The 16,458-nt window shown below is 61.9% G+C and carries 20 protein-coding genes; 11 read left to right on the forward strand and 9 right to left on the reverse strand.

Features of this window, described 5'->3' with window-relative positions:
* Position 1 precedes the first annotated feature (1 nt).
* From L1P09_RS10970 to L1P09_RS10980, 3 genes are all read right to left on the reverse strand, one after another.
* Positions 2-754, reverse strand: coding sequence for an SDR family NAD(P)-dependent oxidoreductase (locus L1P09_RS10970; RefSeq protein ID WP_009685534.1), 753 nt, complete (start codon positions 752-754; stop codon positions 2-4).
* Positions 751-1,173 (reverse strand): nuclear transport factor 2 family protein, encoded by a 423-nt coding sequence (locus tag L1P09_RS10975; protein ID WP_029887149.1) that lies wholly within the window; start codon positions 1,171-1,173, stop codon positions 751-753. The genes L1P09_RS10970 and L1P09_RS10975 overlap by 4 nt, the downstream gene beginning before the upstream one ends.
* 100 nt (positions 1,174-1,273) lie before the next feature.
* Positions 1,274-1,720 carry a PAS sensor domain-containing protein gene (locus L1P09_RS10980; protein ID WP_054903840.1) on the reverse strand — a complete coding sequence of 149 codons (447 nt, stop codon included), beginning with the start codon at positions 1,718-1,720 and terminating at the stop codon, positions 1,274-1,276.
* A 153-nt stretch (positions 1,721-1,873) separates the two neighbouring features.
* On the opposite strand from L1P09_RS10980, the gene L1P09_RS10985 reads away from it, so the two are divergent.
* The gene (locus L1P09_RS10985) at positions 1,874-2,761 is read left to right on the forward strand and encodes a MerR family transcriptional regulator (protein WP_192439968.1); all 888 of its coding nucleotides are present in this window, start codon (positions 1,874-1,876) and stop codon (positions 2,759-2,761) included.
* A 73-nt stretch (positions 2,762-2,834) separates the two neighbouring features.
* Here L1P09_RS10985 and L1P09_RS10990 read toward each other — a convergent pair whose 3' ends face one another.
* Positions 2,835-3,374, reverse strand: coding sequence for a type 1 glutamine amidotransferase domain-containing protein (locus L1P09_RS10990; protein WP_054903842.1), 540 nt, complete (start codon positions 3,372-3,374; stop codon positions 2,835-2,837).
* 178 nt (positions 3,375-3,552) lie between these two features.
* Here L1P09_RS10990 and L1P09_RS10995 point away from each other — a divergent pair, with 178 nt between their 5' ends.
* The 3 genes from L1P09_RS10995 to xth all read left to right on the forward strand — a co-directional run bounded on the left by L1P09_RS10995 (position 3,553) and on the right by xth (position 5,037).
* Positions 3,553-3,825, forward strand: coding sequence for a PepSY domain-containing protein (locus L1P09_RS10995; RefSeq protein WP_047149911.1), 273 nt, complete (start codon positions 3,553-3,555; stop codon positions 3,823-3,825).
* A 178-nt stretch (positions 3,826-4,003) separates the two neighbouring features.
* A complete protein-coding gene (locus L1P09_RS11000; RefSeq protein ID WP_054903843.1) occupies positions 4,004-4,246 on the forward strand; it encodes a hypothetical protein in 243 nt (80 codons plus the stop codon).
* On the forward strand, positions 4,243-5,037 hold the full coding sequence (xth, locus tag L1P09_RS11005; RefSeq protein ID WP_192439969.1) for an exodeoxyribonuclease III: 795 nt from the start codon (positions 4,243-4,245) through the stop codon (positions 5,035-5,037). Before L1P09_RS11000 ends, xth begins: the two co-directional genes overlap by 4 nt.
* Before the next feature lie 78 nt (positions 5,038-5,115).
* Here xth and L1P09_RS11010 read toward each other — a convergent pair whose 3' ends face one another.
* From L1P09_RS11010 to L1P09_RS11020, 3 genes are all read right to left on the reverse strand, one after another.
* The gene (locus L1P09_RS11010; protein ID WP_235768956.1) at positions 5,116-6,903 is read right to left on the reverse strand and encodes a thiamine pyrophosphate-requiring protein; all 1,788 of its coding nucleotides are present in this window, start codon (positions 6,901-6,903) and stop codon (positions 5,116-5,118) included.
* 116 nt (positions 6,904-7,019) lie between these two features.
* Complete coding sequence (locus L1P09_RS11015; protein WP_054903846.1) at positions 7,020-7,361, reverse strand: hypothetical protein; 342 nt, start codon at positions 7,359-7,361, stop codon at positions 7,020-7,022.
* Positions 7,362-7,452: 91 nt separating this feature from the next.
* A complete protein-coding gene (locus L1P09_RS11020; protein ID WP_154211175.1) occupies positions 7,453-7,596 on the reverse strand; it encodes a hypothetical protein in 144 nt (47 codons plus the stop codon).
* A gap of 193 nt (positions 7,597-7,789) precedes the next feature.
* On the opposite strand from L1P09_RS11020, the gene L1P09_RS11025 reads away from it, so the two are divergent.
* Both L1P09_RS11025 and L1P09_RS11030 read left to right on the forward strand, forming a co-directional pair.
* Positions 7,790-8,014 (forward strand): hypothetical protein, encoded by a 225-nt coding sequence (locus L1P09_RS11025; RefSeq protein WP_054903847.1) that lies wholly within the window; start codon positions 7,790-7,792, stop codon positions 8,012-8,014.
* 138 nt (positions 8,015-8,152) lie between these two features.
* Positions 8,153-9,262: a Gfo/Idh/MocA family protein gene (locus L1P09_RS11030; RefSeq protein WP_054903848.1), complete on the forward strand. Its 1,110-nt coding sequence runs from the start codon at positions 8,153-8,155 to the stop codon at positions 9,260-9,262.
* 41 nt (positions 9,263-9,303) lie between these two features.
* On the opposite strand, the gene L1P09_RS11035 is transcribed toward L1P09_RS11030, so the two are convergent.
* On the reverse strand, positions 9,304-9,768 hold the full coding sequence (locus tag L1P09_RS11035) for a hemerythrin domain-containing protein (RefSeq protein ID WP_235768816.1): 465 nt from the start codon (positions 9,766-9,768) through the stop codon (positions 9,304-9,306).
* 188 nt (positions 9,769-9,956) lie between these two features.
* Between L1P09_RS11035 and L1P09_RS11040 the strand changes: the two genes are divergently transcribed.
* The 3 genes from L1P09_RS11040 to L1P09_RS11050 all read left to right on the forward strand — a co-directional run bounded on the left by L1P09_RS11040 (position 9,957) and on the right by L1P09_RS11050 (position 11,115).
* A complete protein-coding gene (locus L1P09_RS11040; protein ID WP_009685521.1) occupies positions 9,957-10,253 on the forward strand; it encodes a DUF6555 family protein in 297 nt (98 codons plus the stop codon).
* A gap of 119 nt (positions 10,254-10,372) precedes the next feature.
* Positions 10,373-10,531, forward strand: coding sequence for a hypothetical protein (locus L1P09_RS11045; protein ID WP_009685520.1), 159 nt, complete (start codon positions 10,373-10,375; stop codon positions 10,529-10,531).
* Between the two features lie 59 nt (positions 10,532-10,590).
* On the forward strand, positions 10,591-11,115 hold the full coding sequence (locus tag L1P09_RS11050) for a hypothetical protein (RefSeq protein ID WP_054903850.1): 525 nt from the start codon (positions 10,591-10,593) through the stop codon (positions 11,113-11,115).
* Between the two features lie 27 nt (positions 11,116-11,142).
* On the opposite strand, the gene L1P09_RS11055 is transcribed toward L1P09_RS11050, so the two are convergent.
* Positions 11,143-12,366: a zinc-dependent alcohol dehydrogenase gene (locus tag L1P09_RS11055; protein ID WP_054903851.1), complete on the reverse strand. Its 1,224-nt coding sequence runs from the start codon at positions 12,364-12,366 to the stop codon at positions 11,143-11,145.
* 212 nt (positions 12,367-12,578) lie between these two features.
* Here L1P09_RS11055 and L1P09_RS11060 point away from each other — a divergent pair, with 212 nt between their 5' ends.
* Both L1P09_RS11060 and L1P09_RS11065 read left to right on the forward strand, forming a co-directional pair.
* Positions 12,579-14,177 (forward strand): hybrid sensor histidine kinase/response regulator, encoded by a 1,599-nt coding sequence (locus L1P09_RS11060; protein WP_054903870.1) that lies wholly within the window; start codon positions 12,579-12,581, stop codon positions 14,175-14,177.
* A gap of 202 nt (positions 14,178-14,379) precedes the next feature.
* Positions 14,380-16,452 (forward strand): hybrid sensor histidine kinase/response regulator, encoded by a 2,073-nt coding sequence (locus tag L1P09_RS11065; protein ID WP_235768817.1) that lies wholly within the window; start codon positions 14,380-14,382, stop codon positions 16,450-16,452.
* The last annotated feature ends 6 nt before the right edge of the window (positions 16,453-16,458 follow it).

Here is a 16,458-nt window from a genome sequence, read left to right on the forward strand (position 1 = left end):
GTCAGTCCTGTTCGTGGCGGGCCAAGCGCAGGCCCAGGGCCAGGCGCAGACGCGGGGGCAGGGCCCCGAGCACACGCAGGCCCCAGGTGAAAAGGCTCGGGAAGTTGATTTCAAGCGGGCGCCGGGGCAAGCGCTTGGCAATATGTTGTGCCGCGCGCTCGGCAGACCACAGTTGCGGCATGGGGAAGTCGTTGCGGCGGGTCAACGGCGTATCGACAAAGCCCGGGCTGACCAACGTCACGTCGATACCCTCGCGTGCCAAGTCGATCCGCTGCGACTCCACCAGGTAACGCACGGCTGCCTTGGACGCCCCGTAGGCTCCGGCACGGGGCAAGGCCAGCCAGGTTACCGAACTGCCGACCACCACCAGGTGCGGGCGCACGCCTGCCCGCAGCAAGGGCAGGGCGGCGGCCAGGCAGTTGCTCACGCCCAGCAGGTTGGTGCGTACCACGCGTTCGACAAGCGCCGGGTCGAAGTGGCCGGGCTCCAGGTATTCACAAGTGCCTGCATTGAAGACCGCCATGTCCAGCCCACCCCAGGCTTGCTCGATGCGGGCGGCCATCTGTGCCACTTGTGCAGCGTCGGCAATGTCGCCCTCGGCCAACAGCACCTGCCCCGGATACCGCTCGGCCAACGGCAGCAGTGCCTGGCTGCGACGGCCACCCAACGCGACCTGGTGCCCTTGTTCCAGCAGCGCTTGCGCAAGGGCTGCGCCAAGGCCACTGCTAGCGCCTGTCAGCCAGCAGCGGCTCATGCCAGCCTGCCTTTGAGCCAGCGAATGGCCCCGCCCATCAGTGGAACGTGCTCATACAACAGGGCGCCGGCGTCGAAGAAATCCTGGTGAAAATGGACGCGGTCACGCCACTGCAGAAAACTGCAGCCTTGCACCGTTATCGGTGCCCCCCGTGCCAGCCGTGGGTGACGAAACTCGAGGGTCCAGCGCAGGTAACCCTGGCCAGGTAGCACCTCGTCCGCCGCGGCGAAGGCATAGCGGATATCGCGGGCATTGGCGTACAACTGGGCGAAATAGGCCTGCAGGGCGTCGAGCCCGTGAATTTGATGCAGGGGGTCGCGGAAGACAACGTCTTCGCTGTACAGGGTGTTCAGTGAATCGAGGCTGTCCACGTCAAGGTGGGCAAAGCGTTCGGCGAACTGCTGCAGGTAAGCGGACATGCTCGGCTCCGGACAATCCTGTACAACACCCGATTGTTGTACAGGTATACTCGAAGCCTACGACAAAAATTGTACAAGTCAAAGTTTTTGTATAGCTATTTCAGCTTTCGCGTTGCGCCAGCTGTTGCCGCAGTTCAGCGACCTCGGCTTCCAGCGCCTTGATCCGCGCCTCGGCCTCTACCTGCCGGGAAACATCGTGCTGAATGCCGATGTAGTAGGTCAGTTGATCCGCCTGGTTGAATACTGGGCTGATGGACAATTCGTTCCAGAACGGGCTGCCGTCCTTGCGGTAGTTGCGCAGGACTTCCCGGCACGGCTTGCCGTCACGAATCGCCTCGCGGATGCGCTGTACGGCTTCCTGGTCATGGTCGGCGCCCTGCAAGAAGCGGCAGTCCTGGTACAGGATGTCCCTGGCCTGGTAGCCCGTCAGCCGCTCGAAAGCTGTGTTGGCATAGATGAGGATGCTGTCTTCGCCTTCCTGCTCGGCTACGACGATGCCGTCGTTGGATTGCTCGACCATCAGTTGCAGGAGTTTTGCAGTGATCATGTAGCGCTACCTACGCAAATGTCATGTTCAGTAAGCGCAGCGTAGCCTCTGTGCAGGGCTTCGCGCGCAGTTTGCTGCATGATGACCCAGTTCGGCACTGCGCAGAAGGTGTGTATCGGTTTAGAATGGGGCACTTCCCGGACGACCCGTGCAATGACTGATACTACTCAAGCCGACCTGCTGCCCATGCGCGATGTGGTTACCCTGACGGGCATCAACCCGGTGACCCTGCGCGCCTGGGAGCGGCGCCACGGCTTGCTCCGCCCGCAGCGCACCGACGGTGGTCACCGGCTGTACACGGCCGAGGATGTGCAGCGTATCCGCGACATTCTGCACTGGACCAACCATGGGATGCCGATCAGCAAGGTCGGTGAGCGCCTCGCCGCCCAGCCGAAAGCCGCCATGCAATCGGATTCGGCCTTTGCCGAATGGCGCGCAGCGCTGCTGCGTGCTACCCAGGCGTTCGATGCCCAAGCGCTGGATGCGCTGCATGGCCAGTTGTTCACGTTTTTGCCCAAGGCGACGGTGCTGCGCGAAGTGCTGATGCCGGTCTGGCAGCAACTGGCTGCCGGGCGAGCCTTCGGCCAACGCAGCCAATGGGTGTTCTTCGATAATTTCTTGCGTGCGCGCCTACTGATGCGCCTGCAGATGAACCAGGCCAATGCGCCGCGCGTGATAATGGCGGGCACTGAAGGGCATGCTGAAGCGCAGTTGCTGTGCACCGGTCTGTTGCTGAGCAGCGAGCAACAGCGCATTGACGTGCTTGGCTGTGATCAGCCACTGGAAGAGCTGGCGCTGGTCTGCGCCGCCGTGCAGCCTGCAGCGTTGGTGATTGCCGCACAGGGCTCGGTGAGCGCAACAATGGCCCGCCAGCTGCGCGCCTTGCAGATGGATGTCGCGTGCCCGCTGGCGTTGGTCGGTGCGGACCTAGCCGGGTCACAATCGGTCTTGCAAGGCATACCCCTGCGGCTGCTGGATGAACAGGGCGATGACCTTGCCGGGGTGCTGAGTGCCTTGCTGGCAGGCCGGTTGGAGCTTTGAGCACCCGCTGCATGACCGGGTGCGCAAAACTCACAGCATCAACGCGACCTCAGCCTGCCTTGGCTGACGCGGTTCATTCGCTCAGTGCTTTGATCAACTGATCGTTGAAGGCTGGGATATCGTCCGGCTTGCGGCTGCTGATCAGGTGGCCGTCTACCACCACCTTCTCATCCACCCACTCGCCCCCGGCGTTGCGAATATCGTCCTGCAAGGTCTGGTAGCTGGTCATCCGCTTGCCCTTTACCAGGCCCGCCGATATCAGCAGCCAGGCCCCGTGGCAGATTACTGCCAGTGGCTTGTTTGCCGCAGCGTGGCTTTTTACCAGCGCTTGCGCGCCCTCGATCAGGCGGATGGTATCGGAGTTCTGCACCCCGCCCGGCAACACAATGGCGTCGTACAGGTCCACCTGCGCGCTGTCGAAGGTGGCATCCACGGTAAACTCGTCAGCCGGTTTGTCATGGTTCCACCCGCGTACCGTGCCGTCCTTTTCGCTCAGGATATCGACCACCGCGCCTGTTTGTTCCAGGGCTTCACGTGGGCCGGTCAACTCGACCTGTTCAAAACCGTCAGTTACCAGGAATGCCACGCGTTTGCCATTCAGTTTGTCGTACATCGTGATTCTCCGTTTTCGATAGGCCTGAGAAGGAGGCCATCGTCACGCCGTGAAGTTCCAACGCAATTCACCGGCGGTGCTGGCTGATGACATCGCATCCATGCCCCCGAAACAAAACTGAACGCTGAGGTGCGGCCGCCAGTCGTACCGCTAACTTTCATGAAAAAGGATGTTGGCGATGAAGACGATGACTCGACTGTTCACTGGCCTGGCGCTGGCGACCGCGCTGGGCAGTACGGCGGCGTGGGCGGACCAGCCTGGTGCTGACTGGAAGGTGAGCAAAGACCAGGCGGAAGCGACGCTGAAGGGCGCTGGCTACACGCAAATCACCAAGATCGAGGCCGATGACGGCCATTGGGAAGGTGAGGGCATCAAAGCCGATGGCAAGCAGTACGAGTTCAAGGTCGATCCGCGCGACGGCAAGGTCGTCAAGGACGAACTGGATAACTGATCCAGAGCGGGTGTTGCTCACTGAGCGGCCCGTGCCTGGCGCACGGGTTTTTTTTGGGGCCGGTTCCTGCGTCGTTCTGTTGCGCAGTGGCCGGCCGCTCTCTACCGCCGATGCACCCGGACTGAACATCGCGCGCTCGAGGTGCTCTCACCCTTAATGATTGAGCGAGGGCAGCGCCATGAGTATCGAACGCAGCATTCCCGAGCTGGCAGCGTGGTACGCGCAGTACGACGACGTCAGTTACCGCAGCGAATCGCCAGACGCCTACCACCATGAACTGCTGCGCACCGCCGAGGCACTGCGCGACGATGGCACACTCGACTGGGACGACTGGCTGGCGCTCAAGGCACTGGCTGACGAAGCCCATGTGCGAGCGGTGGAAGACGCAGTTCAGGCCCATGTGAATGACCCTGACGCATGAAAAGCCTCCGCATCGCCACGTTCAACATCAATGGCATCAGCAGTCGCTTGCCTGCGTTGCTGGAGTGGTTGAAGCGCGAACGGCCCGACATCGCCTGCCTGCAGGAGTTGAAGGCCGCCGATCACAAGTTTCCGCGCCAGGAAATTGAAGCGGCAGGTTACGGCTGTGTTTATCAGGGCCAGCCCGCCTGGAACGGCGTGGCCATTCTGGCGCGTGACAGCGAGCCGCTGGAGGTGCGACGTGGCCTGCCAGGCATGGAGGACGACACCCAGAGCCGTTACCTGGAAGCAGCGGCGCATGGGGTGCTGGTCGGGTGCTTGTATCTGCCCAACGGTAATCCGCAGCCTGGGCCGAAATTCGATTACAAGTTGCGCTGGTTCGAATGCCTGATCCAGCATGCGCAAACGCTGTATGCCAATGGGCACCCAGCGCTCCTGGCGGGTGATTTCAACGTGGTGCCCACGGACCTGGACATTTACGACACACGTTCCTGGCTCAAGGATGCCTTGTTGCAGCCAGAGTCTCGTGCCTGTTTCGAGCGTCTGCTGACGCAAGGTTGGACGGATGCCGTTCGCCACCTGTACCCGGACGAGCGCGTGTACACCTTCTGGGATTACTTCCGCAACCACTGGGCACGTAACGCCGGGCTGCGCATCGACCACCTGCTGCTCAACCGCGAGCTCGCCCCTTACCTGAAAGGGGCGGGGGTAGATGCCTGGGTGCGCAATGAGGCCAAGGCCAGCGATCACGCCCCTGTGTGGGTCGAATTGGGCGGCCGCCGCCGTAACTGAGGCAACGGGCAAAGCGCTCTGCCTCGGTGGCTACCGGAACAGCCGAGGCCCATTCCGGTAGCGCAGTCACGTGGTGCGTTATTTCTTGCCCGGCAGCACCGAGCTGAGCACCTGTTTGGCCGCCTGCACGATGACCCCGGCCTGGTCAGGGTCACCCTTGAGCAGGCTGCTGGCGAAGTTCTTGGCCTGCTCCAACTTGATGTGTGGGGGCAGGGGAGGCACATTCGGGTCGGTCTTGAACTCGATCAGCACAGGCCGGTCAGCCGCCAGCGCCCGCTCCCACGCGTCGGCGATATCCTCCTCTCGCTCCACGTAGATACCCTGCAGGCCGATGGAGATGGCGAACAGGTGATAAGGCACATCAGGAATTGACTGTGAAGCCTCGAACTTCGGGTCGCCTTCCATGACCCGTTGTTCCCAGGTGACCTGGTTGAGGTCTTCGTTGTTGAACACCGCGCAGATCCACTGGGGGTTGTCCCATTGCTGCCAGTACTTGGCAACGGTAATCAGCTCGGCCAGGTTGCTCATCTGCATCGCGCCGTCACCTACCAGCGCGATCACGCCACGCTGCGGGTGGGCGAACTTGGCGGCGATGGCATAAGGTACCGCCGCGCCCATGCTCGCCAGGCCCCCTGACAACGAACACTGCATGCCTTGGCGCACCATGAGGTCGCGGGCATACCAGTTGGCGCAGGAACCCGAGTCGCTGGTGACAATGGCATGGTCGGGCAGGCGCGGGGAGAGTTCGTGCACGAGCCGCTGCGGGTTGATGGGGTCTGCCTTGGCCATGGCCCGCTTGGCCAAGGTCTTGTCCCACTTGCCGCGCCAGCCTTCGACCTTGGCCCGCCAGCGCCGATCGGTCTTGTGCTCCAGTAGCGGCAGCAGGGCCTGCAGTGTTTCGCTGGCATCCCCCACCAAGTTGACTTCCATCGGGTAGCGCAAGCTGAGCATGTCTGGCTGCAGGTCGATCTGCACGCCACGGGCCTGGCCTTCCTTGGGCATGAATTCGGCGTAGGGGAAGCCGGAACCGATCATCAGCAAAGTGTCGCATTCGTTCATCAGGTGCGCACTGGGCTCGGTGCCTAGCAGGCCTATCGCCCCGGTCACCCACGGCAGATCGTCGGGCAATACCGCCTTGCCCAACAGCGCCTTGGCCACGCCAGCACCCAGTGCTTCAGCCACCGCCACCACCTGTTCGCTGGCCTGCAGCGCGCCTGCACCCACCAGTATCGCCACCTTGCGCCCCGCGTTCAGCACCTCGGCGGCGCGCTGCAGGTCGGCTGCGAACGGGACCACCTTGGGCTTGCTGTAGCCAACGCCGGAGTGCACGGTGCCGTGGGCCCGCGGTGGGTCCTCATAAGGCAGGTCCTGCAAGTCGTTGGGGAGAATGACAGCGGTAACCCGGCGCTCGCCGACGGCAGTGCGTACCGCGCGGTCAAGCAGGTGCCGCACTTGCGCTGGGGTTGACGCCTGCTGCACGAAGGCCCCGGCAACGTCCTTGAACATCGACACCAGGTCCAGCTCCTGCTGATAGTGCCCGCCGAGCGCGGCGCGCGCCTGCTGGCCTACAATCGCCAGAACCGGCTGGTGATCCATGCGCGCATCATACAAGCCCGTCAGCAGGTGCGAAGCGCCTGGGCCGGAAGTTGCGATGCACACGCCAAGTTCACCGGTGAACTTGGCGTGTGCACTGGCCATGAATGCGGCCATTTCCTCATGGCGTGCCTGCACGAACTGGATCTTGCCCTCAGCCCGCCGCAAGGCACCGAACACCCCGTTGATACCGTCGCCAGGGTAGCCAAAAATACGCCGCACACCCCATTGGTACAGACGCTCCACCAGAAAGTCACCCACTGTGCTGCTCATCATGTTCCCCCTAGGCGTGATCGATAGGGGTCTGGACTGGGCAGCGGGCGGTAAAGTTTCAAGTGAGTGCGCGCGGGCCACCCGAGTGGGCACATACCGCGCTACGGCTGGCTGGCTCAACCACCGGCGCCATTCCCGCCGCTGCCACCTGTTCCAGATCCGCCACCCTGACCCGTTCCGGTGCCGTTCCCTGTCCCGCCACTACCCGAGCCCTGGGTGGTGCCATCTCCACCTGTTTTATCCGTGTCATTGCTGTCGGTACCGCCGGCGCCGGTACCCATGCCATCGCTTGGTGTGCCGGACCCGGTAGCGCCGCCGTTGCCGTTCATGTGGCCGCTGTCATCCGTGTGGGTAGCAGGGGCACGCTGGTCATTCATGTCGGTGGCGGCCAGGGCCAGCGGCGCACTGGCTCCAAGGCATAGTGCCAAAAACAGCGCGTGGGGCTTGAAAGTCTTCATGGTGAGTCTCCAGCAAGGTTGATCACCTCTAATTGGTCCTGGTCGGCGCACCCTCCGTGCGTAGCGCGCGACGGAAGGTGCATGGCTGGGTTCAACCGTCGGACTGCTCCTCAGGCGGAACCTGGCCTTCCGGCCAATCGGGCGCTTGCACCGGTGGCTCGGGTTCGGGTACCGGCTCGCCGGGGTTGTGGGGTATCTCGTCAACATAGGGGTCGGGATGAGAAGGGTCGATCATGGTGGTTCTCCTGAGGGTGAGTGGGTACGGCGTTAGGCGGTGTGGCCGCGTTGACCGTTCCATTCAATCTGCCCATGGGAACACGAACTGACCACTCGGCAACGCCGGCACTGGGCCTTGAGGGAAGGCAAATCAAACTTTTGCCAGCCTGCATGCTCTTCTGAATACACCTGACGTAGCTGAGGAGAAACTCATGAAACACACCGATGGCAAGACCGGCGACAAGGTTCCACGCGCCGTTTCCTCGGAAGAGGCACAACGTGGCGAGCAGGTGCCTGGCCCTGTGCTTGAGAAACCCGACCCCAAGACCGAAGCGGTAGACAAGGTGATTACGCCCACGTCCATCAAAGAGCAGGAAGCAGAAACCGAGGCCATCAAGCGGCAGTTGGCGCAGGTCGATGGAAAGCTGCGCGAATGATCAAACGCACGTCACGGTTCTGATCAGGACCACGTATCCAGCCCTGGGGCAGGCCGATATCTGGATTTTCTCCACCCATCGGCTCGCCCGAATTGATGGCTCAAGCGCTCAACCATCCCGATGAAAAGGAACAGCTCAATGCCTACCGCAGCAGGCAAGATTCGCTATGGCGTAGTGGCCGGTGGTTCGATTTCCCAAGGCGCGTTCATGCCCGGCATCGGCCAGACCGACAACTCGGTAATCACCGCACTGGTCACCGGCGATGCGCAGAAGGCATCTCACCTGGCCGCCCAATATGGGCTCAAAGCCTATGCCTACGAGGAGTATGCGACGCTGTTAAGCGCCGGTGAGGTGGACGCGGTGTATGTTGCTACACCTAATTTCCGCCATCGCGAGTTTGTGATCCCCGCACTGGAGGCCGGTATCCACGTGCTGCTGGAAAAGCCGATGGGCACCAGCGAGGCGGATTGCAAAGCGATGATCGAGGCGGCGAACCGCTCGGGGGCAAAGCTGATGATTGCCTACCGCTTGCACTGCGAGCCTGGCACGCTGGACATGATCGAGCGTGTGCATGCTGGCCATTTCGGCGACCCGCGGTTGTTTACCTCGACCTTCACCCAACGGGTCAAACCTGGCAACCACCGGGCACAGAACGGTTTTGCTGCCGGGCCGGTGCCCGACATGGGCCCTTATCCGCTGAACATGGTCCGCCAGTTGTTCAATGCCGAACCGATCGAGGTCAGCGCAGTGGGGGTCCACTCGCCGGGCAGCACCCTGCAAACCTGGGACACGGTCACTGTGAGCCTGCGCTTTCCCGAAGAGCGGCTGGCGCAGTTCACCGTCAGCTACACGTTGCCAGACACCGAACGCTTCCAGCTGTTGGGTACAGAAGGCGAGATCGAAGCTTCGCCTTGCTTCGGCTACGGGGAAGGGGTCGCTATCAGTTACCGTGCCACGATCGGTGGCGAAACGCGTGTGCACGTCAACCCGATTGTCGACCAGTTTGCCGGGGAGACCGCTTATTTCTCCGACTGCATTCTGCGCAACGAAATGCCGGAACCTGACGGTGACGAAGGCTGGCGCGACGTGCGGGTAGTGGCGGCAATCGAGCGCGCCTTGCTGACTGGCCAGCCACAACGCCTGGAGCCGTTGCCTGCGCGTGCGTTCGCCCGTCGGCGTGAGCAGCGCCGGGCCTTTGCGCTGGCAGAGGCGGCACCTATGATCAACACTGAATCGCCTACTGAATAAAGCCGGTGGCTGCGCGCCCGGGGAGGGCGCGCAGGCCAAGGTCATGCCGCTCGCTGCTCTTCCTTGAGCAATTTCTTCTGCGCCTCCATGGCCCGCCCCATTTCCTCCAGCTCCTGCTTGCCCAACAGCTTGCGGGCAGTGGGGAACAGCTCGCTTTCTTCCTCCTCAATATGGTGTTCGAGCAGCTCCTTCATCACTTTGACCCTGCCGGCGAACTCCACAGTGCCGGTTTCGGTGTGCAGCAAGTCCGGGATGACCAGCGAGTCGACAGTGCGGTGTTCCTCTTTGGCCTCGTAATAGATCTTGGCCTCTTCCTTGCCGCCGGCCTGCTTGATCGCCGGGTACAGGATCTCTTCTTCCAGGGCCGTGTGGATGTCGAGTTCCTGCTTGATCCGTGCAAGCAGCTCGGCACGCTTCTTTACCGCGCGCTCGGTAGTCGAGGACAGTTCTTCGAGCAGTTTCTTCACCAACTGGTGGTCCTGGATCAACAGTTCGATTGCGTTCATGTGGTACCCCTCATAGGCGGGAAAAAGGTCACGGTCGTGAAGTGTTGAGCCAGCGCCAAGCGGCAAGGTTCAATGCGGTTGATCAGCGAACCGGCGTACTGAGCAGGGGAATGACCAAGTGGTCAAAAATTTCTGAATTTTCTAGCGTCGGTTCACTCCATTAGTCTGAATCGATGGAGGAGAGTCCAATGGCAGGGCAGCAGTTGTATGTGATCGAGTATGAGCTTCACGGTGAATTTCGCACCTTCATCATCCGCCTGGGGCGTATGGACAACGCCGAGGCCTGGCACTGGGCGAGCTGTGATGCAGGCGTAGGAATTATTCCCCGCTTTGGCCAGCACACGATCAAGAAGGTCAGCCGCCCCATGGCTGAGCGCTATGGCATCGGGAATGTGCGCTGGCGCGCCTCGGGGGATGGCCCGGAGTTCGTTGCCCAGCCCATTGATGTGAAGAAGTTCTCGAATGGCGGGCCGGGCAAAAGCTGAGACCGCCCGCACGCCGCCTGCCGTTGATCCTGCTTTGGCAAGACCCGCTGAACTTCGTCGGGGGCTACAGATTCATGTTACCGGCCCTCATTAACACCACACAGCAGAGGATAAGCACCATGACAGCGTCAGAGAAGGACAAAGCCACCGAGCAGGCCGAAACCACCGGCGAACAGGAGCGCGACAACGATGCCCAGCGCCCGGATGGCTCCGGGGGCACTTCGCATGACTCCACCGCCCAGAAGGAAGCGCGCGAGAAGGGTGAGCACGGCGCCTGAGGCTGGGCGTGCTTGCAACCGCCAGGGTTCATCAGATCTCACCCATCAGGAGCCGACCTGTGCCGCGCATCATAACCCCCACCACGCCGGAGCATGAGGTCAGCGCACACAACGCCCATATGTTCGGCTCACCCAAGGAGCGGCTGGATTTCTATCGCGGTGAAATCCAGTATGAGACCAGTATTCTTGCCAACCGCACCGACGCCTACCTGGCCGCACAGTCATTTCTGGTCATCGCGTTCGTGTCATCGATGGGTAACCTCAACCAGAGCTGGGGCGAAATGTTCACCCTGATGGTCCCGCCGTTTCTGGCCTTGCTTGGCATACTCAGCTCGCTCAATGCCTGGCCCGGTATCCGCGCGGCCTATCGCATCATCGAGCACTGGCAACTCAAACAGAGCCATTTGCTGCGCAGCGAGCCGTTGATGGGCCTGGCCTATGACGAGTCGCCTCTGTTCAGTGAGGCGGAAACATCACAGGCCGGGCACCGCAAGTCGCTGCTGTTCTCGCTGCGTACACCGTGGATATTCCTGGTGTTCTGGCTGATCCTGGGTGCCTATGCGGTGTTCATCCAGCTGGCCTGAGCAACGCCGCCGGTAGCAGACCTCGCCTCAACGATGGCGTGGTAACCCTGTGCCAACGCTCGCGGCCAGGTTACTTGGCGCAGCACCTGGAACCAGTATGACCTTGCGGCAGTCGTGGCTCTTCTGATCGAACATCTTGTAGGCGAAGGCCGCCTCCTCCAGGGCCATGCGATGGGTCACGATGAGTTCGGGTTGCAGGCGCCCGTTCTCGATACAGGCGAGCAGTTCGGGCAGGAACTTCTGCACATGGGTCTGGCCCATCTTGAAGGTCAGGCCTTTGTCGAAGGCATCGCCGAACATGAACCCGTGTACGTACCCGGCGTATACCCCCGGCACACTGACGATGCCCCCGCGGCGTACGGCGGCAATGCTCTGGCGCAGTGCCTTGCCGTTACTGCCCTCGATCTTCAGTGCGGTCAACACCGCTTCGGCGGTACTGCCTTTGGCTTCGAAACCTACCGCGTCAATCACGGCATCTACCCCACGCATACCCGGGGTGAGGCGGATGATGCTGTCGGCCGGGTCGTCGTCGTCCTCGATATTGATCGGCACTACGCCATAGGTGTCGTGGGCGAAGGCCAGGCGGTGCTGGTTGGCATCTACCATGAAGATGGTCTGGGCGCCCAGCATCCGCGCACAGGCGGCACTCAGCAGCCCGACCGGGCCGGCACCGTAGATCGCCAGCGTCGAACCCTGGCCCACCTGGGCGTTGGTAACTGCTTGCCAGGCGGTGGGCAGGATATCGGAGAGGAACAACACCTTGTCGTCGGGCAGCGCTGTCGGCACCTTGAACGGGCCGACATTGGCCTTCGGCACGCGCACATACTCGGCCTGGCCGCCGGGCACGCCACCGTAGAGGTGGCTGTAACCGAACAGGGCGGCGCCGGGTGGGATGCTTTTCTTGTTGACGATGGCGCCGCGGCCTCGGTTGGTGGTTTCGCAGGCGGCGAACTGGTCGAGCTGGCAGAAGAAGCAGCTACCACAGGCGATCACGAACGGGATCACCACGCGGTCACCGACCTGCAAGTGGGTAACCCCGCGCCCGGTTTCTTCGACGATGCCCATGAATTCGTGGCCGAAAATGTCGCCAGGTTTGGTCTCCGGGATCCTGCCGTGGTACAGGTGCAAGTCAGAACCGCAAATGGCTGTGGCGGTGACTCGCAAGATGACGTCGTCGTCGTGCTCGAGGATGGGATCCGGAACATTGTCGACGCGAACGTCCTGTGGCCCGTGGTAAGTCAGTGCTCTCATGGATACGACTCCTGCGGTGGCTGCTTTCAAGATGGTCCATGCCGGGGAACTCGGCAAGTCGGCAACGTTCAGAAACGGCAATTTATTGGCAAATTCGGTGGGCCACATGCGCCGGCAGCGCAGGCCTGGCAGCGCTGCTGTCTGCATTGAGCAATCTGCCCGCTGTCGTTGTCCAGATTGGACCTGCATCGGTAATGATCGAGGAGTTTTCCGTGAGCAGTAAAAAGGCCCGCGTCAGTAACCAGGCTTCAGGGGATATTTCCGAGCTGCCCCACGACATGTTCTTCGCGGCCGTGGAAACCACGCGGATGCCCATGATCGTCACCGATCCCAACCGTGACGATAACCCCATCATTTTCGCCAACCGGGCGTTCCTCGACATGACCGGCTATGAGCTGGCAGAGATCCTCGGGCGCAATTGCCGGTTCCTGCAGGGCCCGGAAACCGATACCGAGGTGGTCGCAACCTTGCGCGATAGCATCGAACAGCGTGTGGATATCGCCACGGAAATTCTCAATTACCGCAAGGATGGCTCCAGCTTCTGGAACGCGCTGTTCATCTCGCCGATCTTCAATGAGCGCGGCGACCTGATCTATCACTTTGCCTCGCAGCTGGACGTCAGCCGCCGTCGCGATGCCGAGGACGCCTTGCGCCAGGCCCAGAAAATGGAGGCGCTGGGCCAGCTCACAGGCGGTATCGCCCACGATTTCAACAACCTGTTGCAGGTGATGGGTGGGTACCTGGGGCTGATCGCCAATGAGGCTGACAAGACTCAGGTCGACCTCAATCGCATCCGCCGCAGTGTGGGGCACGCGCAGACGGCGGTGGAGCGCGCCAGCACCCTGACCAAGCAGTTGCTGGCCTTCGCCCGCAAGCAGAAACTGCATGGGCGCGTGCTCAACCTCAACCACCTGGTCGATGACCTGCGGCCCATGATGGAGCGGACCTTCGGCGCCGATGTTCTGGTGGAGTTCGACTTCGAGGCCGACCTGCGCAATTGCCGCATCGACCCCACGCAGGCCGAAGTGGCACTGCTCAATATCTTCATGAACGCGCGCGACGCGCTGATAGGGCGCAAGCGCCCGCACGTGTTCATTGAAACCCGCAATGTGCTGGTCACCGACATCAACCATTCCTTCGACGGCCTTTTGCCCGGCAACTATGTCAGCCTGTCCGTGACCGACAATGGTATAGGCATGCCGGCCAGCATCCGTGACCGCGTCATGGACCCGTTTTTCACCACCAAGGAAGAGGGCAAGGGCTCGGGGCTGGGCCTGTCGATGGTCTACGGCTTCGCCAGGCAATCCGGGGGTGCTGCGCGCATCTACACCGAAGAGGGGGAAGGCACGACCCTGCGCCTGTACTTCCCCGTCGACGACGCCAAGGTCGTCCAGCAGCCCGCCGTGAAGACCGCCGAACGCGGTGGGGGCTCAGAGCGTATCCTCATCGTGGAAGACCGCCCGGATGTGGCAGAGCTGGCAAAAATGGTGCTCGAGGACTACGGCTACGCTGCCGACATGGTGCTCAATGCGCGGGAAGCGTTGAAGCTTATCCAGGCTGGCGAGCGCTACGACCTGTTGTTCACCGACCTGATCATGCCAGGCGGCATGAACGGCGTCATGCTTGCCCGGGAGGTGCGCAGGCTGCAACCGCAGATCAAGGTGTTGCTCACGACTGGCTATGCTGAAAATTCGATCGAGCGCACCGACATCGGCGGCTCGGAGTTCGAGGTGATATCCAAGCCTTGCCAGCCCCATGACCTGGCCCGCCGGGTCAGGCAGGTGCTGGATGGGCCTACCGGCGTTACCTGAGCCGCGGCCAGCGGCTGCACGACTGAGCCCTTCCAAGTTATTGAATTGTTTGCACCTGCTTGTGGTCCAACACTTGCGCTAGGGTCATAGGCTCTGTACACCTTCGTCTACAGCTTGGTCCGTGACCTATACCAGCGTCACATGTCGGTGAGCAGCGGCTGCCGACATTGCCAGGATTATGAGGCTCCCACAGAGGTGGATCATGAATAAAGAGGGGGTTGCCGCACCGTCGGCATTGAATACCCGTTCTGAATTACTCTCTATTGCAGATGATTCCTCGGAAAAATTGCGACTTGTGCTGGAGGCAGCCGCTATCGTCGGTACCTGGGTCTGGGATATTCCCAACGATCGGGTCACTGCAGACGAGCGTTTCTCCCGTTCGTTCGGCATTCCTGCGCAGCAGTGTCAGGCCGGCATCCCCTTGGCTGAAGCGTTTTCGGCGATTTACCCCGATGACCGTGCGCGGGTGCATCAGGATATCCAGCGGGCAGTGGCCAACGGCGGAGCGTTTCGCTGTGAATACCGCGTGCGTAACGAGGACGGTGTCTACCACTGGATCGAAGCCAACGGCCATGCCGAGCTGGACCATAGCGGGCGAGCCGTGCGGTTCCCGGGTGTGCTCATGGACATCGAAGCGCGCAGGGCCGCCGAAGCGGAACGCGATCGGGTCTCGGCGCTGTTGCGCACGTTTACGGCCGCCGTGCCGGGCGTGGTCTACGCCAAGGATCTCGACGGCAGGATGCTGATTGCCAACCACGGCGCGACGCAGCTGATTGGCAAACCGCCCGAATTCTACCTGGGCAAGACCGACCTGGAGTTCCTGGAAGACAAGGACCAGGCGCGCCAGGTGATGGAAACGGATCGGCTGGTGATGGGCAGCGGCAAGACCGTGCAGGTTGAAGAGCGGGTCGACATGCCCGATGGCTCGGCAACCACCTGGTTGTCAGTCAAGGCCCCGCTGGTCGATGAAGCCGGGCAGATCATCGGCCTGATCGGCTCATCGATTGACGTTTCCGGGCGCAAGCAGGCGGAAGCTGAACTGCTGGAGCTGAACCGCACGCTGGAAAAGCGGGTCAGCGAAGCGGTTGCCGAGCGTGAGGCGGCGCAGGAGGCACTGCGCCAGGCGCAAAAAATGGAGGCCATCGGTCAGCTCACTGGTGGCATCGCCCACGATTTCAACAACCTGCTGGCAGGCATCATTGGCAGCCTTGACCTTGCCCGGATGCGCGGCAAGGCTGGGCGCACTGCAGACGTTGAGCGCTACCTCGAAGTCGCGCACCGGGCAGCCCAGAAGGCCGCAGCGTTAACCCACCGGTTACTGGCGTTTTCCCGTCGGCAGCCGTTGCTGCCCGTGCGCACCGATGTCAATGAGCTGGTCGAGGGTTTGAAGGACCTTATCAGCCGCACGGTCGGACCGTCGATTGCCCTCAAGGTCAATCTGAACGCGCAGTTGGCCGCGTGCCTGGTTGACCCGGTACAGGTCGAAAACTCCCTGTTGAACCTTTGCATCAATGCCCGCGATGCCCTGGCGCAGAAGCCTGGCACGATCACGATCGCTACGGCCAACCATACCTTGGAGGCAGGCCCTGGGCTGGATGCCGAACTGCAGCCAGGCGAGTACCTGACCATCAGCGTCACCGACAACGGTATGGGCATGTGTGCAGATACGCTCGCCAAGGCGTGCGAGCCGTTCTTCACCACCAAGTCGATAGGCGAAGGCACTGGGCTGGGCTTGTCGATGGTCTACGGTTTTGCCAAGCAGTCGGGTGGCCAGGTAAGGATCAGTTCTGAGGAGGGGGTAGGGACGCGGGTTGAATTGTCCCTGCCGGCAGAGAGGGGCCAGCCGCAGTTGGCGGGCCGCGCAGCACTCGAGCATGGCCTGTGTGGCCGGTGGTCTGACCGTACTGTACTGGTCGTTGACGATGAACCCTCCGTGCGCCTGTTCGTCAGTGATGTGCTCGGCGGTTTGGGGTGTACGGTCATCGAGGCGGCGGATAGCCAGGCTGGCTTGCAGCTGCTGTCTTCCGACACACGCATCGATTTGCTGGTAACGGATGTCGGGCTGCCTGGCGGCATTGACGGTCTTCAGATGGCGTCGTCCAGCCGCCAGATTCGCAAGGCGCTGCCCGTTATCTTCATGACGGGTTTCACCAACCCGGCCTTGTTCGAGCACGAGCTTCTGCGCGACCCATCGGCTTTACTGACCAAGCCTTTCGCCGTAGACGAACTGGTGGCCAGGGTACATGCCATGCTAGGCGCGCAGCCCGAACGATAATGCCGG

The sequence above is a fragment of the Pseudomonas juntendi genome (assembly GCF_021560075.1).
Taxonomy (GTDB): domain Bacteria; phylum Pseudomonadota; class Gammaproteobacteria; order Pseudomonadales; family Pseudomonadaceae; genus Aquipseudomonas; species Aquipseudomonas juntendi.